This is a genomic window from Nocardia sp. CC227C (assembly GCF_030767025.1).
Lineage (GTDB): Bacteria > Actinomycetota > Actinomycetes > Mycobacteriales > Mycobacteriaceae > Nocardia.
In genome coordinates, this window is record NZ_JASITE010000006.1 from 86,278 (window position 1) to 105,940 (window position 19,663).

Below are 19,663 nucleotides of genomic sequence, written 5' to 3' on the forward strand. Positions count from 1 at the left end.
TTCGGGTCAGTCCTCCGGCAGCGGGCGGCGGAGTTCGGTGACGGCGATGCGGGCCGCCTCCGCGATCGCGGCGTCGACAACGGGCAGCACCGGATCGGCCCGCGCCGCGCGCGTGAAAACCGCCACGGCGACGGGGTATTCGCCCGGGAACTCCACCACGGCGACCTCGTTGCGGATCACGCCGATGGTGCCGGTCTTGCCCGCGACCGACACGCTGCGGTGCGGGAATCCGGCGGCGATGCGGTGCTGCCACACCTGGGCGCGCATGACGGCGCGGGCGTAGTCGGTCCGCTCGGGGGAAAGGATGTCACCGCGCCAGAGGGCGTACAGGAACCGCGTCATCTCCTCCGGTGTCGTCGCGCTCGTGTAGGACGGATCGTAGGCGGACACCGACCAGGCTTCGTCGTTGCGCTCCAGCGCCGCGAACGCCTCCGCGGTGGTGTGGGTGTCGGTATCGCGGACCAGGCTGCGGTGTAGGTCGGCGGTGCCGCCGATAATGCGGGTCTGGGTCAGGCCGACATCGTCGAGCAGGTTTTCGACAGCGGCCAGCCCGATTTCACCGAGCAGGACGTCGGCGGCGGCATTGTCGGAGACCGTCATCATGGAAGCCGCCAGATCACGCAGGCTCACGGTCACCGGGTCCCGCAGGGCGGCGATACCGGTGGGTCCGGGCGTGCAGTCCGACGGCGTCACCGTGATCCGGGCGGCGGGGTCGATCCGGCCCGCGTCGATATGGCGGCAGAAGGCGACGAACAGCGGGAGCTTGTACACCGAGGCGACGACGACCCGTTCGCCACCGCCGAGTGAGATCTCGGTGCCGGAGTCGTCGCAGCGGCGGGCGTGCAGCCAGCCGGTGCAGCCCGCATCGGCGAACACGGCCCGGATGCGCACTTCGGCGTCACCGGTGATCGGTTGGCTCCGTAAGGCATTCGTCATCACAGCCGCTCCCGGTACAGCACCCTGTCCACGGCGTCGGCGAGGGCGGCGGCCTCCGCTCGGTGGATGACGCGGACCCGCAGTGCCACCGCCTGCGGGGCCAGCCGCCGCCACGCCACTCCCGGGGTAGGCGATGGCGGGGCAGCGGTGAGCCCGAAGCTGGTCCCGGCGGCGACGGCAGCGAAGACGGCGCGATCATCCGGCGCGGGCACGGTGGGTGCGTCCAGGCCGCGCTCCCGCAACAGATCCAGCACGATGTCGAAGGCGGGCGGATTCCCGGCGCGCGGCGGGCAGGCGAAACTCAGCCCCGCGAGCATCGGGAAGGCGGGCCGTTCGGCCTCGGCGCTGCGATGCTCCGACGGCACCACCAACCACCTCGGCATCTTCACCACCGGCCGTGCCTCCACCCCGTCCACGAGCGCGGGATGCTCGATGACGGCGATGTCGCATACTCCCGCCCGCACCGCATCGACGAGCTCGACCGTCGCGCCCACCGTGGTGGACACCGCCGCATCCGAGGCGACCGCGGTGCGCAGCGCCCGCACACCCGCGGTGATCATCGCATCCGGCAACGCCGCGGTCGCGCCCCAGTGCACCGTCCCGTACGCGTGTGCGATCCGCTGCGATTCGGCCAAGAGCCGGTCGGCGTCGTCGACGAGCAGCCGAGCGCGGGGGAGCAGTTGCAGCCCGGCCGACGTGAGCACGGCCCCGTGCCTGGTGCGGTGGATCAGATCGACCCCAAGCTGCTGCTCCAGCCGTCGCAGCCCCTGCGACAGCGGCGGCTGGGTCATCTGCAGTGCGGCCGCCGCCCTGCCGAAGTGCCCCTCGTCCGCGACCGAGACGAAGTAGCGAAGGTGACGGATCAGATCCATGCGGCCATTGAACCAGCGCTGGCCGGGCGTCCCGGTCGGTGGTCCGACCGGCATTATTGCGCGGGACGCACCTCCGCACCCAGCGCGATACCGAGCCCGCAGGAGGCGTGCATCGTCGTCCCGACGGGCGCGTGGTTGGACTTGCCGCTGCGGTAGTTGCCGAATACCGGGAGGTATCGGGTCGGCGGCACGTAGAAGCCGACGCAGTCGACATACAGCACGGAGTTGCCCGTACCGGCGTGACAGACCGCCGTCGCGTCGACCAGCCCCCTGTCGATCACGCAATCCGTAGGCGCGGCCTGTGCCGCGCCGCCCGCGCCGACCACCATCCCGGCGGTGATTCCCACCAGCGCGGCGCAGACAGCGGTACGTCGTGTCGTGGATCCCATACTGGTCCTTTCCTTCGTGGATATTCGCTAGCTGCCCCTCTGATCATCCGCGCGAGTTGCCCGTTCGTTTCGGTCGAGATCGGGCGAGTGCGCTTCTCGTCGTGATGACCTCGGTCGATATCGAACCCGACTCGCCCGTGCGCGGGCCGGATATTGGCGGGTGCCGCCGCGTCGATGATCTAGTCCGGCGGTGACCTTCTCCACGACATACCGACGCTTCCCACTCCGCCGACTCGTCGCCGTCGCGGCCGTATCCGCCCTCGCGGTGGTCGGTACCGCCTGCGGTTCCGATACGGGATCCGGGGCCGCGACGACCGCGAGCGCGACGAACACCGCTGTCACCGATCGCTTCGCCGCGCTGGAGTCCGAGCGGGCCGCCCGGCTCGGCGTGTTCGCGGTCGATACCGGTTCCGACCGAACCGTGGCCTATCGGGAGGGGGAGCGGTTCCCGATGGCCTCCACCTTCAAAGGGCTGGCCTGCGGGGCGCTGCTGCGCGACCATCCCCTGTCCACCGGCTACTTCGATCGGATGGTCCACTTCTCCCGCGACGAACTCGTCGAGTATTCGCCGGTGACCGAGCAACATGTGGACACCGGCATGACGGTGGCCGAACTGTGCGAGGCGACGATCACCGTCTCCGACAACACCGCCGGTAACAAGGTGCTCGAATTGCTGGGCGGCCCAGCGGGTTTCACCGACTTCCTGCGCTCGATCGGTGACCAGGTGACCCGTCTGGACCGGTGGGAGCCCGAACTCAACTCCGCCGTGCCCGGCGACGAGCGCGACACCACCACCCCGGCCGCGCTGGCCGCCGACTACCGCGCACTGCTGCTGGGCGACGTGCTCGGCGAGCCCGAACGGGCGCAACTGAAGTCGTGGCTGATCGCCAACACCACCGGCGACAAGCGCATCCGCGCCGGGGTGCCCGCCGACTGGACCGTCGGCGACAAGACCGGCAGCCCCGCCTACGGCGGCGCGTTGGACGTGGCCGTCGCCTGGCCGCCGGGGCTCGCCCCGATCGTGATCGCGGTACTGACGACCAAATCCGAGGCGGACGCGGAGCCGGACAACACGCTGGTGGCCGACGCGACGCGGGCGGCGGTCGCGGCGCTGAACTGACGGGGGAGTGCGAACATCTTAGTAGCGGCGCGCCACACGCCGGACACCAGGCGGTCTGGTTCAGTCAGCGTCCGACCAGTTATCGTTCGGTAAATGAATGAGCAGACCGGAGCCACACCCCCGGGAACCGAGTCCGCTGATCGCGGAGGAACCACCGAAGCCGAGGGCCCGCCTCACCCCGAGGCGGGCCGCGGCTCGGTCAACCGGCCGGTGTTCTTCACCGCGGCGGGGATCGTTCTCGCGTTCGCGATCTGGGCTCTCGCCTCGCCCTCGAGCGCCGAGACCGTGGTCGGTGAAGTCAAGACGTTCATCTCCACCTGGTTCGGCTGGTGGTACATCATCCTCGCCACCGTCATCGTCGGCCTGGTCGTCTTCATCGGCGCCAGCAAGTACGGCCGCTATCGGCTGGGACCGGAGGAGTCCCGCCCGGAGTACAGCCTGTTCACTTGGACGGCAATGCTTTTCGCGGCGGGCATCGGCATCGACCTGATGTTCTTCTCGGTCGCCGAACCGGTCTACAACTATCTGCACCCGCCGACCGGCACCGCCGGGACCAACGAGGCGGCCCGCGAGGCCGCCACCTGGACCATCTTCCACTACGGCATCACCGGCTGGGCCATGTACGCGCTCATGGGCGGTGCGCTCGCCTACTTCGCCTTCCGGCACAACCTGCCGCTGACCATCCGGGCGGCGCTGTACCCGATCTTCGGCAAGCGGGTGGAGGGCCGCTGGGGCGACGCCATCGACGTGGCGGCGGTGCTGGGCACCATCTTCGGCATCGCGACCTCGCTCGGCATCGGCATCGTCCAGCTCAACTACGGCCTGCACGAGATGTTCGGCATCGCCCAGGGCAAGGCGGCCCAGATCGGACTCATCGCCCTGTCCGTCGTCATCGCGACCATCTCGGCGACCTCGGGCGTGGACAAGGGCATCCGACGACTGTCGGAGTTCAACGTCATCCTGTCCATCGTGCTGCTGGTCTACATTCTGGTGGCGGGCCGTACCGACTTCCTGCTCAACGGGCTCACCCAGAATGTCGGCGACTACCTGTCGACCTTCCTCGATCGCACCCTCGACACCTTCGCCTGGGACCGCAACCCGGAAACGGCGAACGAGCCGACCGCCTGGATCGACGCCTGGACGCTGTTCTTCTGGGCGTGGTGGGTGGCCTGGGCCCCGTTCGTCGGGCTCTTCCTGGCGCGCATCTCGCGCGGACGCACCCTGCGGCAGTTCATCTTCGGCGTACTGGTGGTGCCGTTCAGCTTCATCCTGCTGTGGATCTCGATCTTCGGCAACAGCGCGCTGGAGCTCGCCCGCGACGACGAGGACTTCGCGCTGACCACGGCGAGCCGGGCCGAGGCCGGGTTCTACTCGCTGCTCGAGCGCTACCCCGGCGCGCCGCTGCTGCTCGGCATCGCCACCATCACCGGTCTGCTGTTCTACGTGACCAGCGCCGACTCCGGTTCGCTGGTCATGGGCAACTTCACCTCGAAGCTGCCCGATCCGATGGCCGACTGCGCCCGCAGCACCCGCATCTTCTGGTCGCTGGCCATCGGCCTGCTCACGCTGTCGATGCTGTTCGCGGGGGCGGGCGGTTCCATCACCACCCTGCAGAACGCCACCATCATCATGGGCTTGCCGTTCTCGTTCGTGCTCGCCCTCATCGGTGTGGCGCTGTTGCGCTCGGTGCGCAATGAATCGCTCAAACTGGACAGCTATCGCACCACTCTGCCGAAGGCCATCGCGGCCGGACGCGGACCGTCCGAGCACGGCAGCTGGCGTCGCCGCCTGCTGTCCACCATCCAGTACCCGGGCCCCGGGGCGACCCGGAAGTTCGTCGCCAACACCGTCGTTCCGGCCATGCGCGAGGTGGCGGCCGAATTCGACCGTGCGGGCGTCACCGCCACGGTCGACGAATCCGGTCGGCACGAGGGGATCTCGTCGCCGCGCCTGGTGGTCGACCAGGCCAAGGAGCCCCGGTTCGAGTACTGCGTGTGGCCGGTGTCCGCGCCGACACCCAGTTACGCGGTGCTCTCGCAGCGCTCCGACGACCGCTACTTCCGTTGCGAGGTGTACCTCGCGGAGGGGTCGCAGGGCTACTCGCTCAACGGCTACACCCGCGAGCAGGTCATCGGCGACATTCTCGACCAATACGAACGCCACCTCGGCTATCTGCACCTGCGCCGCTCGGCGAGCGACACCCACGAGCCGAAACCGAGCGACACCGACGTCACCGTCAGCGATCCTGAAGGGACACCCACCGCATGAGTCACACCCTGTACATCAACGGCTCCTGGTGCGCCGCGAAATCCGGAAAGACCCGCCAGATCCGTTGCCCCGCCGATAATTCCGTGGTCGGCGCGGTCTCCGAGGCGGATGCCGCCGATACCGAGGCGGCCATCGCGGCGGCCCGGCGCGCCTTCGACCGCGGCCCCTGGCGCGACACCTCGGCAGCCGAACGCGGCGATCTGCTGCTGGCGGTGGCCGCCGCCATCGACGCGCAGCGCGCGGACTTCGTGCGCGCCGAAACCCTGGACACCGGTAAGCGGCCCTACGAGTCGGATATCGACATGTCCGATATCGCGAACTGCTTCCGCTACTTCGGCAAGCTCGCGGCCGAGGACGCGGGCCGGGTGGTGGACGCGGGTTCCCCCGATGTCGACTCCCGCATCGTGTACGAACCGGTCGGCGTGTGCGGGCTCATCACCCCCTGGAACTACCCGCTGCTGCAGGCGGCGTGGAAGATCGCGCCCGCTCTGGCCGCGGGCAACACCTTCGTGCTCAAGCCGTCCGAGCTGACGCCGCACACCTCCATCCTGCTCATGCGCGTCCTGGACGAGCTCGATCTGCCCGCGGGCGTGGCCAATCTGGTCCTCGGCGCGGGCACGACGGCCGGAGCGCCGCTCTCGGCACATCCCGACGTCGACATGGTCTCCTTCACCGGCGGCCTGGCCACCGGCCGGATCATCGCCCGCGAAGCGGCGGCGACGGTCAAGAAGGTGGCGCTCGAGCTGGGCGGCAAGAACCCGAACGTGATCTTCGCCGATGCCTGCGACACCCGCGAGCGCCTGGCCGCGGCCGTCGACAACGCCCTCAACGCCGCCTTCCTGCACTCCGGTCAGGTGTGCTCGGCGGGTGCGCGGCTGGTCGTGGAGGAGTCGGCGCACGATCGGTTCGTGGACGAGCTGGTGCGGCGGGCCGAGGAGATCCGGCTCGGACTGCCCTTCGCCGAGGGCACCGAGACCGGGCCGCTCATCTCGTCCGCGCACCGCGACAAGGTGCACGCCTATGTCGAACAGGCCCGCGCCGAAGGGGCCGTCATCCGTACCGGCGGCGCGTTCGCCACCGGCGACCAGGGCTCGGGCAGTCTCGACGACGGCTGGTTCTATCGGCCGACCGTCATCGACCGGGCCACCCGGGAGATGGCCTGCGTGCACGACGAGGCGTTCGGGCCGACCGTCACCGTGGAGACGTTCACCACCGAGGACGAGGCGGTCGCCATCGCCAACGACACCGAATACGGGCTGGCCGGTGCGGTGTGGTCCTCCGATACCGCGCGGGCGCGCCGGATCGCTGCCCGGCTGCGGCACGGGACCGTGTGGGTCAACGACTTCGGCCCCTACCTGCCGCAGGCCGAGTGGGGTGGTTTCGGGCACTCCGGCGTCGGCCGCGAACTGGGGCCGTCCGGCCTGCACGAGTACCGCGAGGCCAAGCACGTCTACGAGAACCTCCGGCCGGGCGTCACCGGCTGGTTCGCCGACCGAGGGGAGCGGAAGTGACCGAGTACGACTATGTGATCGTCGGCGGCGGCTCCGCGGGCGCGGCCGTCGCCTCGCGACTGTCGGAGGATCAGACGGTGACGGTGTGCCTGCTCGAGGCCGGACCGTCGGATGTGGGCGACGACGCCATCCTGCGGCTGGACCGCTGGATGGAACTGCTGGAATCGGGATACGACTGGGACTATCCCATCGAGCCGCAGGAGAACGGCAATTCGTTCATGCGGCACGCCCGCGCCAAGGTGCTCGGCGGCTGCTCCTCGCACAACAGCTGTATCGCGTTCTGGGCTCCGCGCGAGGATCTGGACGCTTGGGAGCGCGAGCACGGCTGCGCCGGGTGGGGTTCGGATTCGGTGTACCGGCTGTACCCGCGGATCGAGACCAATGACGCGCCCGGCGACCACCATGGGCGCAGCGGTCCGGTCAACATCATGACCGTGCCGCCGAACGACCCGTGCGGTGTTGCGCTGCTGGACGCCTGCGAGGCCGTCGGCATTCCGCGCGCCGAGTTCAACTCCGGCCGCACGGTGATCAACGGGGCCAACTTCTTCCAGATCAACCGCCGCCCCGACGGCGTGCGGGCGTCCTCCTCGGTGAGTTACCTGCACCCCCACCTCGATCGGCCGAATCTGAGGGTCCGGACCGGGGCCTGGGCCAAGCGGGTCGTCATCGAGGGCGGCCGGGCGGTGGGCGTCGACATCACCGACAACGCCTTCGGGCGCACCACCCGGATCACCGCCACCCGCGAGGTGATCCTGTCCGCGGGGGCCATCGACACCCCGAAGCTGCTCATGCTGTCGGGTATCGGACCGGCGGATCACCTGCGCGAGCACGGCATCGACGTCCTGGTGGATTCGCCCGGTGTGGGCGCGCATCTGCAGGACCATCCGGAGGGCGTCATCGGCTTCGAGACGACGCGGCCGATGGTGGACCGGTCCACCCAGTGGTGGGAGGCCGGGATCTTCACCACCACCGTGGACGGACTCGACCGACCCGACCTCATGATGCATTACGGCAGTGTGCCTTTCGATATGCACACGCTGCGGCAGGGCTACCCGACGGCCGAGAACACCTTCTGCCTCACCCCGAATGTCACCCACGCCCGCTCCCGCGGCACCGTCCGGTTGCGCTCCCGCGACTTCCGCGACAAGCCGCGCGTCGACCCCCGCTACTTCACCGACGCCGAGGGCCACGATATGCGCGTCATGATCGCGGGAATCCGCAAGGCGCGCGAAATCGCCTCCACCGCTCCGCTTTCCGAGTGGGTGGCGCGCGAGCTGTACCCCGGTCCCGAGACGGACTCGGACGCGGAGCTGGCCGATTACATCCGCCGCACCCACAACACGGTCTATCACCCGGTGGGCACGGCCCGCATGGGCGCGGTCGACGACACCATGAGCCCGCTGGACCCGGAACTGCGCGTCAAGGGCGTGGACGGCCTGCGCGTCGCCGACGCCTCGGTCTTCCCCGCGCACACCACGGTGAATCCGAACATCACCGTCATGCTCGTCGGTGAGCGCTGCGCGGAGCTCGTCGCCGGTCGGTAATTCTCCATCCGCCGTGTGGCCCGGAACCGCTCGGTTCCGGGCCACACGTGTCCTGTGCGCCGTCACCACCACGGCCGCCCGGCTGCCGCACCGGCGCGCCCGCTCCGGGTCGAGCGCGGTAATCCCGGCGGGGAGGTTTCACCCCCTTCCCCGGTGTCATCCCACCCGTATACCTGGCGCAGACGCTGAGAGGTGGGGTGACATGCTACCGGCTGTCTCGAGGGCCGCGGTGATGGCCGTGGGCCTGGCATCGGCCATATTCGGGGTCGCGGGCTGCGCGACCGAGGACGACGAGTGCTGCTGGCCGACGGGTGCGGTCGGAACGCGCTACGCCGAGGTGTCGGGGCCGACCGGGCCGCTGGGGGACTGCACCGGGGACGAGCGTGATCGCGACGGCGGCCGACAGCAGGATTTCGAGCAGGGGGCGATCTACTGGACCCCCGACACCGGTGCGTGGGAGGTGTACGGGCAGATCGGTGACGAGTACGAGAACCTGGGCGGTCCGACCTCCGCACTGGGCTGGCCGGTGAGCGGCGAACTGCCCACGCCGAACGGGGCGGGCCACGTCAACCGGTTCCAGAACGGGAACATCTATCACTCCCCGGCGGGCACCTATCCGGTGCACGGCGCGATCCTCGACGCCTACGCGCAGCAGGGTTACGAGAACGGGCGGCTCGGCTTCCCGACCTCCGGCGAGCAGGACACCGACCAGGGCCGCCGCAGCGAATTCCAGGGCGGCTGGATCGAGTGGAACAGCGGCACCGGCGCGATCACCGTCGGCTGACCCGGTTCTCGGCTAGTCGCGAGGCTGTTTCCGGAGCGCGGAATCCGGTGACGTCTCGTCCTCGCTGGTGGCCAGCGCCTTCTGTAGCGAGTTGAAGACGGTCAGCCCTTGGCCGACCATGCTGTTGACGAGTTCGGAGACGCCGTCGGGGCCGTTGAGCACGGTGAGGTTGGCATTGGCCAGACCGTGGGAGGCTTGCCGGACGATCTCGGGCAGCTGCTCGATGAGCAGCTGGTCGAGGGCGATGCGGTTGTTGGAGGCGGCCGCCTCGGCCTGGATGCGGGTGCGGTCGGCCTCGGCTTCGGCGAGGATGCGGACCTTCTCCGCTTCGGCCAGCGCGGGTTTCACCACCTCGGCCTGCAACTGCTGTTCACGCAGTTCGGCCTGTTTGCGCGCCTGCTCGGCCTGTGCGGCGAGCACCTCCTGTTTGGCGATGGCCTCCGCCAGCGGACCCGACTGTGCCGCTTCGGCATTCGCCTTGTCGATATCGCGCTGATAGTCCGCGCGCAGCAGGGCCGTCTCGCGTTCGTACTCGGCGCGGCGGCGCAGCGACTCCTGTTCGGCGCGCGCCGCCCGCTGCGCGGCCTCGGCCTCCGCGATCTGCGCGTCCCGCTGCACGGCGGCATTGTGCGGCGCGGCCAGTGCGGTGATGTAGCCCAGGCCGCCATCGTCGATCGACTGGATCTGGAAGGAATCCACCCACAGCCCGATATTGCTCATCTCCACCTTCGAGGCCACCAGCACCTCGTCGGCCAGCCGCTGCCGCTCCCGAATGATCTCCTCGACGGTCATCGAGCCGATGATGGAGCGCAGATGGCCGGAGAAGATGCGACCGGTGAGCACCGACATCTCCTGGTCGTGCTCGGACAGAAAGCGTTGTGCCGCATTGACTATCGACCCGGTGTCATTGGCCACCTTGAACGCGATCACCGCCCGCACATCCAGCTGGATGGCCTGCTTGGTGACACATCGCTCCTTGATCTCGGCCTCGAACATGGCCAGCGGCAGGAACCTCACCTTCCGGAAGAACGGCATCACCCAGGACCCGCGCCCGATGAAGACTTGGAACGGAGCGTTGTCCTTGGTCCGGCCACCGGTGACGAGCATCGCCTCGTCCGGATTCGGCACGTGATAACCCAACACGGTTCGATCCACCTCGCATTCACGATATTCGGTCGTCACCCGTGTCGAGCGGAATCCACGGCACCACATCCACCACCCGACCCGGATGCACCGCGATGATCAGGACGGTGGTCCCGGCATCGAGGGGCTCGTCGGCACGTGCGATGTACAGCTCGGTTCCCCCTCGTATGGTGACAAGCACCTCTCCGATCCCACCAGCGGCACGGACCGGAGTCACGATTCTACCGGTCAACCCTGGCACCGGATCTGTCATCGGGATGAACTCCTCGCCTGTCGCCACCGCGACATTACCTGCGATGCACTCGAATCCGGCCGGAACGCGGGTTGCGGCCGTCCATCGGTTCAGCCCGCGGTGGCTCCGTGGTAGAAGAACTGGCCCAATCCGACGGTGAAGACGAGGATGCCGTAGAGGGCGTGTTCGACGGAGACCACCAGGAGGGAGCGGGTGCGGCGGAAGCGTGCGGCGAACAGGCATCCGGCGATTCCGCTGAGCAGCACCGAGATCCAGCTGCCGAACAGGATGTGCACGAAGCCGAAGGCGGCGGCGCTGGCCGCCACCATGCGCGGTCCGTCACCGAAGACCGGGGCGTAGCGGTGGAAGAGGAACGCGCGGTAGAGCAGCTCCTGCGGGTAGACGCTCACCAGCGGGTAGAACACCAGGATCAGCAGCCAGGTCAGCGGATCCTCACGCGGCAGCTCGAACAGGGCGGCCGGTTGCCACACCGCCACGACGATCGCGAGTCCCACCGCGGCGGCCGACCATGCCGCGATCATGGAGCGCGCCTCACCGGCGAGCGCGCCGAGACGCCCGAAGGACCGGCGGTCGAAACCGGAGCGGTACAGGTACGCGGTGACACCGAGGGCGACCACGAGCAGAAAGGGCAGCGGGCTCACACCGCGCAGCACGACCGCGTACGCACCGGCGACGCCGAAGAACAGGACCACGTATTCGACTGCGAGCCATACCTTCCGAGTACGGACGTCGACGGCGATGGACACCACTCGAATCTAGCCCGGCCGAGCCGAGCGCGCCCGCCGCCGGAGTGTGGAACGCCTCTCCCGACGCACCGCGCACGCGCGGATCAACCGCAGGATTGGTGTTTTTCCCGATTTTCGGAGCAGACTTCAGGAATGAACCGTGAAGATCGACCGCAGTCCGGCCTCTTCAGCCACCTCGAGGAACCCGCCAGCACCTCGTCGCCGACCGAGGAGGAGGTGGCCGCGTCCCGCCCCGTATTCAGCAGCGACACCGCACGTGACGAACACCGCAATCCCTGATCGCCGACATCCCTGACCAGCGGTGTTTCCGGCGCTCCGGTCCGCGCTTCGACCATGCGATTAGGATCGGCCGACGTAGTGTGCCATGCTGTGTGGTGAGCACGGGTTGTTGATGTGATCACTCGGCTCGCAAACAGGAAGTTGCAAGAAAAGTATGTCGCAAGGCAGTGTGAAGTGGTTCAACGGCGAAAAGGGCTTCGGCTTCATCGCGCAGGATGAGGGCGGCCCCGACGTGTTCGTCCACTACTCCCAGATTTCCGGCTCCGGCTTCAAGTCTCTCGAAGAGGGACAGCGAGTGGAGTTCGAGATCGGGCAGGGTCAGAAGGGCCCGCAGGCCCAGAGCGTCCGCGCCATCTGAGAGCGGATCAGCTCCGAAACCCGCGCCAACGGCGCGGGTTTCGTGCTTTCCGGACCAATTCATCGTGTCCGGTTTCTCGGAACATTCGGCGGCCGAGATCGACCACCGCGCAGCGGAATACGACCTGACCGCTCACCCGGGCCGCGGGGATCCGACAGCCTCTCAGGGCTCCACGGTCACCTTGATGGCCGTGCCGCTCTCCACGGTCGAGAAGGCGTCGAGCACCCGGTCGAGCGGGATGCGGTCGGTGATGAGGTCACGCACCGGGACCTGGCCGGTGGCGATGTAGTCGAGGGCGCGCCTGTTGTGTTCGGGCGCGGAGCCGTTGGCGCCGTGGATGTGCAGCTGGCGGTAGTGCACGACATTGGAGTCGCAGGTGATGGTCGGGTTGGTTTTGGGCAGGCCGCCGAAGAAGGAGATGCGGCCGTTGCGGGCGGCCATGGCGATGGCCTGCTCCTGGGTGATATTGGCGGCGGTGGCGGTGATGACCACGTCCGCGCCGCGCCCGCCGGTCAGCTCCAGCACCCGCGCGACCACATCGGTCGCCGACGCGTCGATGACCTCGTCGGGCCGCACCGCATTCGCCGACAGCTCCAGGCGCTCGGCGTTCACGTCGACGAGATAGACCGGCCCGCAACGATATACACCGCGCGCGATCCGAATGTGCATACAGCCGATCGGCCCCGCACCGAACACGACCACCGTATCGCCCGCCTCGATGCCGAGTAGTTCCTGCGCGTTGATGGCACAGGCCAGCGGTTCGGCCGCGGAGGCTTCGTCGTAGCCGACGGTGTCGGGAATCCGGTTCAGACCGTCGACGCGCAGCACCTGGCTCGGCACGATCATGTATTCGGCGAAGCCGCCGTCGTACTGGTATCCGACCGAGGTCTGGTTCTGGCACACCGCCATCCAGCCCTTGGCGCACTCGTGGCATGTGCCGCACGGTACGGCGGCGATGACCTGCGCGCGGTCGCCGACGCGCCACTCGGTGCCGTACACCTCGTTCACCGCCGCGCCGACCTCGACGATCTCACCCGCGATCTCGTGGCCGAGCGTCCGCGGCGGCGTGAGGTTCTGGTGCCCGTTGTGGCGGATCTTGACATCGGTGCCGCAGGTGGAGCAGTTGCGCACCCGGAGTTTGATCTGGTCCGGGCCGCACTCGGGTTCCGCGATGTCCTCCAGCCGGAGGTCCTCGGGTGCGTAGTAGCGCAGGGCCTTCATGGATTCGTGTTCCTTCCGCCGTTTCGGGCCGTGAGCCGATCGCTCCAATCCACCGTAACGGTCATTCGGGCACAAATCCACAGAAATCAGTGCCCATTTATGCCCGATCCCTTGTCAACGTGCCCGATTCTGCGGTCTACTACTGCCAGGGATGTGGCTGGTGTCACATGTCTGGTCTACTGCTCAGAGGAAGTCACTATGTCTGTATCCGCACCGGAAGCTCGCGGCGGCACCCGCGTCCACGTGCAGCGCGTCGGCACGTTCCTGTCCAGCATGGTCATGCCGAATATCGGCGCTTTCATCGCCTGGGGCCTGCTCACCGCCCTGTTCATCGAGAAGGGCTGGATCACCTCCATCGCCGGTGATGTGGGCGAGGGCAGCTGGGTCGCCCACATCGGCGGGTGGGGCGACTACGACGGCGGCGGCATCGTCGGCCCGACCATCACCTATCTGCTGCCGATCCTGATCGGCGCGACCGGCGGCCGCATCGTCTACGACACCCGCGGCGCGGTGGTGGGCGCCATCGCCACCATGGGCGTGATCGCCGGTGCGGACGTGCCCATGTTCCTGGGCGCGATGATCATGGGCCCGCTCGGCGCGCTGCTGATCAAGAACCTGGATGCCTTGTGGGACGGTCGGATTCGTCCCGGGTTCGAGATGCTGGTGGACAATTTCTCGGCCGGTATCGCCGGTGCCGCCATGGCGGTCGTCGGCTTCTTCGGCATCGGTCCGCTGGTCTCCGGATTCAGCCGACTGGCCAGCAATGTGGTCGACTTCCTGGTCGACAACAGCCTGCTGCCGCTGACCTCGATCTTCATCGAACCGGCCAAGGTGCTGTTCCTCAACAACGCGATCAACCACGGCATCCTGACGCCGCTGGGCACCAATCAGGCCGGCGAGGACGGCAAGTCCATCCTGTTCCTGCTGGAGGCCAATCCGGGGCCGGGTCTGGGACTGCTGGTGGCGTTCATGGTGTTCGGCAGGGGAGTGGCCAAGAGTTCCGCGCCGGGGGCCGCGATCATCCACTTCCTCGGCGGCATCCACGAGATCTACTTCCCGTTCGTGCTGATGAAGCCGAAGCTGATCGCGGCCATGATCGCCGGCGGCATGACCGGCGTCATGATCAATGTGCTGTTCGACTCGGGGCTGCGCGCTCCGGCCGCGCCCGGTTCGATCATCGCGGTCTTCGCGCAGACCGCCAATGACAGCTATCTGGGCGTGACGCTGTCGGTGATCGGTGCGGCGGCGGTCAGCTTCCTGGTCGCGGCCGTGCTGCTGCGGACCGACCGAGCGGTCGACGAACCCGATCTGGGCGGGGCCACCGCCACCATGGAGGCGCTGAAGGGCAAGCGGTCGGTGGCCGCCGCCGCGCTGAACTCGATGGGCGCCGGCGCGACGGCCACGGTGACCGTCCCGGAGCAGATCTCGACCATCGTCTTCGCCTGCGACGCCGGGATGGGTTCCTCGGCCATGGGCGCCTCGGTGCTGCGCAAGCGGATTCGCGACGCGGGATTCACGGAGGTCACCGTCGTCAATCGGGCGATCGCGAACCTGAGCGACGAGTACGACCTCGTGGTGACCCACCGGGATCTCACCGACCGAGCGCGTGAACGGACGCCGTCTGCCCTCCATGTGCCGGTGGACGACTTCATGAACAGTCCCGAATACGACGAGATCGTCGGTCTGGTCGCCCGGGCCGATCGGGGCTCCGCACCGGCCGAACCCACCGAAGCGGAACCCGAACCGGGCGCGGGAATGCTCGCGGACGAGTCGATCGTGCTCTCCGGCACCGCCGGGTCCCGCGCCGAGGCCATCGACGAGGCGGGCGGGCTGCTGGTCGCCGCGGGAGCGGTCGCGGAATCGTACGTCGCGGCCATGCACGAACGCGAACGGACCGTCTCCACGTTCATGGGCAATGGGCTCGCCATTCCGCACGGCACCAACGCGGCCAAGGGCGATATCCGCCGCACCGGGATCTCGGTGGTGCGCTATCGCGAACCCATCGACTGGAACGGCAGTCCGGTCGAGTTCGTCATCGGCATCGCCGGGACCGGAGACGACCACTTGGCGCTGCTGTCCCGGATCGCCCAGGTGTTCGCGGACACCGATCAGGTGGCGCGGTTGCGCGCGGCGAGCACGGTCGGTGAGATCCAAGCGGTCCTCGGTCCCCGCCACGGCTGAGGCGATGCAGCAGAATGTTGCTCGTGGATTCGGATTCGCGGCAGTCGCAGATCGTGGAGTTCGCCCGGACACGCGGCCGGGTGGACGTACTCGGCCTCGCCACCGAACTGGGGGTGGCGGCCGAGACCATCCGCCGCGATCTGCGCCTGCTCGCGGACCGCCGACTGGTCAAACGGGTGCACGGCGGGGCGATCCCGCTGGAGAGCGCGGCCTTCGAATCCAGCCTCGAATACCGCAGCCGGGTGGACCTGGCCCAGAAACACCGCATCGCCGCCGCCGCGGCCGATCTGCTGCACGGCGCCGAAACCGTCTATATAGACGAAGGATTCACCCCGCGCCTGATCGCCGAGAAGCTCGCCGACCGGGAACTGACCGTGGTCACCGCCTCCCTGCTGGCCGCCGAAGCCCTCGCCGACAGCGACGCCGTCACCGTCCTGCTCCTCGGCGGCCGCATGCGCGGCCGCACCCTCGCCACCGTCGACCACTGGGCCCTGCGCATGCTCGACGAACTCGCCATCGACCTCGCCTACCTCGGCACCAACGGCATCTCCCTGGACCACGGCCTGACCACCCCCGACCCGGCCGTGGCGGCGGTCAAAGGACTAGCGGTCCGCCGCTCCGTCCGCCGCATCCTGGTCGCGGCGGACGGAAAATTCGGCATGACCAGCTTCTGCCGCTTCGCCGAGATCGGTGATTTCGAGGCGATTGTCACCGGAGCGGAACTGGACCCCGCGCAGGCACTGCGGTTCGAGGCGCTCGGGCCGACGGTGGTGCGGGCCTGAGCGGCAGTTCAGTCGATGCCTTCGTCGAGCTGCTGCCAAGTGAGGGTGATCTCGAACGGGGTGAGCGTGTCGATAGCCGCGGCGACGTGGTCGCTGCGATTGCGGTATCCGTTGGAAACGTACCGTCCCTCGGAATCCAGCGTGAGCATCTCGATGGACACCGCCGGGCCGTCGTCGTTGGCCATGCGGACGATCCAATAGTGCTGAATGCCATAGCGCGCGTACTCCGCGCGTTTGTCGATGGTGTCGGCGGTGACGGTGGTCGGCGACACCACCTCGACCACCAGTATCGTGTCCGCGACGGTCGGCTTGGTCTTCCAGCGCGGGCGCGGTTCGTCGATGCAGCGGTAGACGATCGCGTCGGGACGCTTGTAATGGAAGGGGACTTCCGAGACGAGCATGTCGAGATCGCGGTTGACGCGCAGACAAGGCTTCCGGTCCACCCGTTTCGCTTCGCCGTCGGCCAGTGCGCGTTCGATGTTCCGGGAAACCGCGTTGTGATTGGGCGAGGGCGACTCGCAGAAGATGATCATCCCGTCTTTGACCTCGACGGTACGGGAGACGTTTTCGGGCATCGCCAGGTAGTCATTGATGTCGATGACCTGGCTGTATGTCTTCGGTGACGACCAGTCGAACGCTTCCGACACGACGGTGATCCTTCGGTACGCGGGACGGCTACACGATCGGCGCCCAGACCGGCGGCCTGGACGCACATAAGCATATCCAGCGGCAGGCAATGGATCGGTGGGACGTGGTGAGCTCTCCGCGTACGCATTCACCCGATCCCGAAGTCGGCGGCCTCCCGGGGTCCGGGGGGCAACGCTCGCGGCGGTCAGGATTCTGCAGCCAGCGCCTGCGCTTCCGACGGTTGCGCATGCGCGCGGTCCGGTGCGCGGGGGATCCCGATGAATGGGATAGCTCGTAGTCGATCCGCGCAAGCAGCTGCTTCTGTGAGACGCGACACTCCACATTCCGATTCTTCGGCATACCTGAAGTGGCATTCGCCACGATGAAAGGCATTCCCACCCATGCGAATCCGATCCCTTCGAATTTCGGTTGCGATGGCCGCGACCGCGGTCGCGGCCACCACCGCTGTCACCGGCGTCGCGTCCGCCGATATCGACTTCGGAAGCTCCGGCAGCAGCTCGGGCAGCGGCTCCGGCAATATGGTCATCACCCTGGTGCGCCATACCGAGTCCGCCGGTAACGCGTCCGGCCTGATCGACACCTCGGTGCCCGGACCCGACCTGACCCCACGCGGCCGCACTCAGGCAGACAAGCTGGCCGTCCAGCTGGCCGACAAGAATTACGACTGCGCCTTCGCGTCCAATATGGTGCGTACCGAGCAGACCGCGGCACCGACCCTCGCCGAGCACGACCTGAACCTCGATATTCAGCCCGGTTTCCGGGAGATCGAGGCAGGCGTTTACGAGGGCACCCCGGAGTCCGAGGCGCTGTCGGGGTACCTGCAGGCGCCGATCAAGTGGCTCTCCGGCGACCTGGACGCACGGATTCCAGGGTCCATCGACGGCAACGAGTTCGACGACCGTGTCGATGAGGCACTGCTCGATGTGCAGCGCCGCAACTGCACCAACCCGGTGATCTTCTCGCACGGCGCCACCATCATGTTCTGGTCCATGCTGAACGCCGACAACGCCGACAAGGAGAAGCTCGGCACCGATCCGATACACAACGGCGGCCGCGTCGTCCTCGAGGGCAGCCCGGAGAAGGGCTGGACGATTGTCGAGTGGGTCGGCGACCCGGACCTCGGCTGATCAACCCTTCCGCGCCCCGGATGTCACCGACACGGTCGATGGGACCGGGGCGCAGTTGCTTGCTACCGGTAGCGGAGCATCTCGACCGGGGAGGCCCGCGACAAGACCGGCACCACAGTCAAGATCGTGCAGAAGGTCGGTAGGGTCGGGAAGACCGGCCGTGCGGTCGGTGCCGATGTCACCGGCCTCTGCAAGGTATCCAAGTTCGATCTGAAGGTGAACACAACAGAGGACGGTGACGGCGAAGTCACCGGATTCAAGCAAAGCTGGACCCACACGCCGTCCCGAACAGCGCCACCACCTCGCGGGCGAATTCCCTTCTGCCCACGCCCAATCGCTGCAACGCGGATCCGTGGTCCAGCGTGACCACCGCGATCGCGCCGAGCAGCACGGTCCACCAGGCCGCCAGCGTGATCCCGCGTAGCCAGCGAGGGCTCGCGCCGAAGGCCAGGCGCAACCGCTGGCAGTGGAAAGGCACGTGCTGTTCCTCGTCGGCGAGAATGAGGCCGCCGACCGTGCCGGTCAGCGCGTCACCACTGCCGTCGCGCAGGGCGCGGTAGTAGCGCAGGGCAACGACTTCCGCGACCATCAGGACCATCAGCTCCAGCCGCAGTCCCATAGCCCGCCGCAGGCGCACGAACACCGCATCGCTCCAGTGCGCCGCAATCGTGTCCTGCCCCGCGGATTTCAGGAGCAGACCCAGTAGCCGCGCGTGATTGCGCTCCTCGGCCACGAACAATCGGGCGGCCGCGGCGTAGTCCCGGTCGCCCGCCTGCTCGGCCTTGGCGATCAGATTCGCGCCGTCGCCGCTCTCCCCAACCTGGAACCGCTGCACACTGCGCACCACCACGGGATCCATCCGCGCACCCCGCGACCAGTCCGGATCACCGGCCGCTGCGCGCGCCTGCGCACGCGACTCGAATGTCCTGACCCACCGGGAGAAATCACCGGATTCGCCCACCACTGCCCCTTTCGTGGCTCCTCGGAGCCCGACGCCGATATCCCGCCGCGAGAGTACGGGCACGGGTACCGGCGAGCCGAACCGTTTTCGAGGGGTACGGGGTCGCGCTGACCGAACCGGGCAGCGCACCATGCGGCCGTAGCGGACAACTATCCGTCGCCGTTCGCACGACAGTCAGCGGAGGTCATCGCACCATTGACCACGTCGACCTTTCGGGAACGACAAGCCGCCGAATCGCGAAAGATCATGGACATCAACGGAACTCCACCTGAACAACCGTCTGGGAATAATGGGCTGGCGACCCAGCGAACACAGCGTATTCCGCATGATGTCGAATTCGTTGCCATAGACCTCGACAAAAGCTGAGGGCGGTCCTGAAACCTACTGGTCAGGACCGCCCTCTTTTGTAGCGGGGACAGGATTTGAACCTGCGACCTCTGGGTTATGAGCCCAGCGAGCTACCGAACTGCTCCACCCCGCGTCGGGTGAATACAACCTTACAGACAGTGGGCCTCGTTACCAAAACGCCTGGACAAGATG

General features: G+C 67.9%; 19 protein-coding genes and 1 tRNA gene. 10 read left to right on the forward strand and 10 right to left on the reverse strand.

All coding sequences use genetic code 11. The annotated features are described in order from the left end of the window. Positions 1 to 6: 6 nt before the first annotated feature. From QMO76_RS13885 to QMO76_RS13895, 3 genes are read right to left on the reverse strand one after another with little or no spacing between them, the layout of a single operon-like run. Positions 7 to 936 (reverse strand): serine hydrolase, encoded by a 930-nt coding sequence (locus tag QMO76_RS13885; protein ID WP_306361687.1) that lies wholly within the window; start codon positions 934 to 936, stop codon positions 7 to 9. Continuing rightward, positions 936 to 1,808 (reverse strand): LysR family transcriptional regulator, encoded by an 873-nt coding sequence (locus QMO76_RS13890; protein ID WP_306361688.1) that lies wholly within the window; start codon positions 1,806 to 1,808, stop codon positions 936 to 938. The genes QMO76_RS13885 and QMO76_RS13890 overlap by 1 nt, the downstream gene beginning before the upstream one ends. Positions 1,809 to 1,861: 53 nt before the next feature. Continuing rightward, positions 1,862 to 2,197 carry a hypothetical protein gene (locus tag QMO76_RS13895; RefSeq protein ID WP_306361689.1) on the reverse strand — a complete coding sequence of 112 codons (336 nt, stop codon included), beginning with the start codon at positions 2,195 to 2,197 and terminating at the stop codon, positions 1,862 to 1,864. Between the two features lie 190 nt (positions 2,198 to 2,387). Here QMO76_RS13895 and bla point away from each other — a divergent pair, with 190 nt between their 5' ends. The 5 genes from bla (at position 2,388) to QMO76_RS13920 (ending at position 9,424) form a co-directional block, all read left to right on the forward strand. Next, the gene (gene bla, locus QMO76_RS13900; RefSeq protein ID WP_306361690.1) at positions 2,388 to 3,317 is read left to right on the forward strand and encodes a class A beta-lactamase; all 930 of its coding nucleotides are present in this window, start codon (positions 2,388 to 2,390) and stop codon (positions 3,315 to 3,317) included. Between the two features lie 93 nt (positions 3,318 to 3,410). Further along, positions 3,411 to 5,585 (forward strand): choline BCCT transporter BetT, encoded by a 2,175-nt coding sequence (gene betT, locus QMO76_RS13905; protein WP_306361691.1) that lies wholly within the window; start codon positions 3,411 to 3,413, stop codon positions 5,583 to 5,585. Continuing rightward, positions 5,582 to 7,096 (forward strand): aldehyde dehydrogenase family protein, encoded by a 1,515-nt coding sequence (locus QMO76_RS13910; RefSeq protein ID WP_306361692.1) that lies wholly within the window; start codon positions 5,582 to 5,584, stop codon positions 7,094 to 7,096. Before betT ends, QMO76_RS13910 begins: the two co-directional genes overlap by 4 nt. Beyond that, positions 7,093 to 8,640, forward strand: a complete 1,548-nt coding sequence (locus tag QMO76_RS13915; RefSeq protein WP_306361693.1) for a GMC family oxidoreductase — start codon at positions 7,093 to 7,095, stop codon at positions 8,638 to 8,640. The genes QMO76_RS13910 and QMO76_RS13915 overlap by 4 nt, the downstream gene beginning before the upstream one ends. A gap of 202 nt (positions 8,641 to 8,842) precedes the next feature. Further along, the gene (locus tag QMO76_RS13920) at positions 8,843 to 9,424 is read left to right on the forward strand and encodes an LGFP repeat-containing protein (protein WP_306361694.1); all 582 of its coding nucleotides are present in this window, start codon (positions 8,843 to 8,845) and stop codon (positions 9,422 to 9,424) included. Positions 9,425 to 9,436: 12 nt separating this feature from the next. On the opposite strand, the gene QMO76_RS13925 is transcribed toward QMO76_RS13920, so the two are convergent. The 3 genes from QMO76_RS13925 to QMO76_RS13935 form a co-directional block, all read right to left on the reverse strand. Beyond that, on the reverse strand, positions 9,437 to 10,567 hold the full coding sequence (locus QMO76_RS13925) for an SPFH domain-containing protein (RefSeq protein ID WP_306361980.1): 1,131 nt from the start codon (positions 10,565 to 10,567) through the stop codon (positions 9,437 to 9,439). A gap of 19 nt (positions 10,568 to 10,586) precedes the next feature. After that, positions 10,587 to 10,748 carry a hypothetical protein gene (locus QMO76_RS13930; RefSeq protein ID WP_306361695.1) on the reverse strand — a complete coding sequence of 54 codons (162 nt, stop codon included), beginning with the start codon at positions 10,746 to 10,748 and terminating at the stop codon, positions 10,587 to 10,589. Positions 10,749 to 10,909: 161 nt separating this feature from the next. Further along, positions 10,910 to 11,566 carry a CPBP family intramembrane glutamic endopeptidase gene (locus QMO76_RS13935; protein ID WP_306361696.1) on the reverse strand — a complete coding sequence of 219 codons (657 nt, stop codon included), beginning with the start codon at positions 11,564 to 11,566 and terminating at the stop codon, positions 10,910 to 10,912. Between the two features lie 132 nt (positions 11,567 to 11,698). Between QMO76_RS13935 and QMO76_RS13940 the strand changes: the two genes are divergently transcribed. After that, entirely contained in the window at positions 11,699 to 11,845 is a 147-nt protein-coding gene (locus tag QMO76_RS13940) for a hypothetical protein (protein ID WP_306361697.1), read from the forward strand. Between the two features lie 154 nt (positions 11,846 to 11,999). Beyond that, positions 12,000 to 12,203, forward strand: coding sequence for a cold-shock protein (locus tag QMO76_RS13945; protein WP_029927571.1), 204 nt, complete (start codon positions 12,000 to 12,002; stop codon positions 12,201 to 12,203). Between the two features lie 162 nt (positions 12,204 to 12,365). On the opposite strand, the gene QMO76_RS13950 is transcribed toward QMO76_RS13945, so the two are convergent. Next, the gene (locus QMO76_RS13950) at positions 12,366 to 13,424 is read right to left on the reverse strand and encodes a zinc-dependent dehydrogenase (RefSeq protein WP_306361698.1); all 1,059 of its coding nucleotides are present in this window, start codon (positions 13,422 to 13,424) and stop codon (positions 12,366 to 12,368) included. 198 nt (positions 13,425 to 13,622) lie between these two features. Here QMO76_RS13950 and QMO76_RS13955 point away from each other — a divergent pair, with 198 nt between their 5' ends. Together QMO76_RS13955 and QMO76_RS13960 are read left to right on the forward strand one after the other, a co-directional pair. Continuing rightward, positions 13,623 to 15,605, forward strand: coding sequence for a PTS mannitol transporter subunit IICBA (locus tag QMO76_RS13955; RefSeq protein WP_306361699.1), 1,983 nt, complete (start codon positions 13,623 to 13,625; stop codon positions 15,603 to 15,605). Between the two features lie 23 nt (positions 15,606 to 15,628). After that, positions 15,629 to 16,387 (forward strand): DeoR/GlpR family DNA-binding transcription regulator, encoded by a 759-nt coding sequence (locus QMO76_RS13960; protein ID WP_306361700.1) that lies wholly within the window; start codon positions 15,629 to 15,631, stop codon positions 16,385 to 16,387. An 8-nt stretch (positions 16,388 to 16,395) separates the two neighbouring features. On the opposite strand, the gene QMO76_RS13965 is transcribed toward QMO76_RS13960, so the two are convergent. Continuing rightward, entirely contained in the window at positions 16,396 to 17,034 is a 639-nt protein-coding gene (locus QMO76_RS13965) for a Uma2 family endonuclease (RefSeq protein ID WP_306361701.1), read from the reverse strand. 414 nt (positions 17,035 to 17,448) lie between these two features. Between QMO76_RS13965 and QMO76_RS13970 the strand changes: the two genes are divergently transcribed. Further along, positions 17,449 to 18,162: a histidine phosphatase family protein gene (locus QMO76_RS13970; protein WP_306361702.1), complete on the forward strand. Its 714-nt coding sequence runs from the start codon at positions 17,449 to 17,451 to the stop codon at positions 18,160 to 18,162. Between the two features lie 256 nt (positions 18,163 to 18,418). Here the strand turns inward: QMO76_RS13970 and QMO76_RS13975 are convergent, their stop codons facing one another. Both QMO76_RS13975 and QMO76_RS13980 read right to left on the reverse strand, forming a co-directional pair. Continuing rightward, positions 18,419 to 19,021, reverse strand: coding sequence for a ferritin-like domain-containing protein (locus tag QMO76_RS13975; RefSeq protein WP_306361703.1), 603 nt, complete (start codon positions 19,019 to 19,021; stop codon positions 18,419 to 18,421). A gap of 509 nt (positions 19,022 to 19,530) precedes the next feature. Beyond that, positions 19,531 to 19,604, reverse strand: a tRNA-Met gene (locus tag QMO76_RS13980). Positions 19,605 to 19,663 lie beyond the last annotated feature (59 nt).

Bases quoted from the DNA above. Each gene is read 5' to 3' on its own strand.
- QMO76_RS13970 (WP_306361702.1), top strand. From the start codon at position 17,449: ATGGCCGCGACCGCGGTCGCGGCCACCACCGCTGTCACCGGCGTCGCG.
- betT (WP_306361691.1), top strand. From the start codon at position 3,411: ATGAATGAGCAGACCGGAGCCACACCCCCGGGAACCGAGTCCGCTGAT.
- QMO76_RS13895 (WP_306361689.1), bottom strand. From the start codon at position 2,197: ATGGGATCCACGACACGACGTACCGCTGTCTGCGCCGCGCTGGTGGGA.
- QMO76_RS13940 (WP_306361697.1), top strand. From the start codon at position 11,699: ATGAACCGTGAAGATCGACCGCAGTCCGGCCTCTTCAGCCACCTCGAG.
- QMO76_RS13945 (WP_029927571.1), top strand. From the start codon at position 12,000: ATGTCGCAAGGCAGTGTGAAGTGGTTCAACGGCGAAAAGGGCTTCGGC.
- QMO76_RS13975 (WP_306361703.1), bottom strand. From the start codon at position 19,021: ATGGATCCCGTGGTGGTGCGCAGTGTGCAGCGGTTCCAGGTTGGGGAG.
- QMO76_RS13920 (WP_306361694.1), top strand. From the start codon at position 8,843: ATGCTACCGGCTGTCTCGAGGGCCGCGGTGATGGCCGTGGGCCTGGCA.
- QMO76_RS13890 (WP_306361688.1), bottom strand. From the start codon at position 1,808: ATGGATCTGATCCGTCACCTTCGCTACTTCGTCTCGGTCGCGGACGAG.
- QMO76_RS13910 (WP_306361692.1), top strand. From the start codon at position 5,582: ATGAGTCACACCCTGTACATCAACGGCTCCTGGTGCGCCGCGAAATCC.
- QMO76_RS13950 (WP_306361698.1), bottom strand. From the start codon at position 13,424: ATGAAGGCCCTGCGCTACTACGCACCCGAGGACCTCCGGCTGGAGGAC.
- QMO76_RS13885 (WP_306361687.1), bottom strand. From the start codon at position 936: ATGACGAATGCCTTACGGAGCCAACCGATCACCGGTGACGCCGAAGTG.
- QMO76_RS13955 (WP_306361699.1), top strand. From the start codon at position 13,623: ATGTCTGTATCCGCACCGGAAGCTCGCGGCGGCACCCGCGTCCACGTG.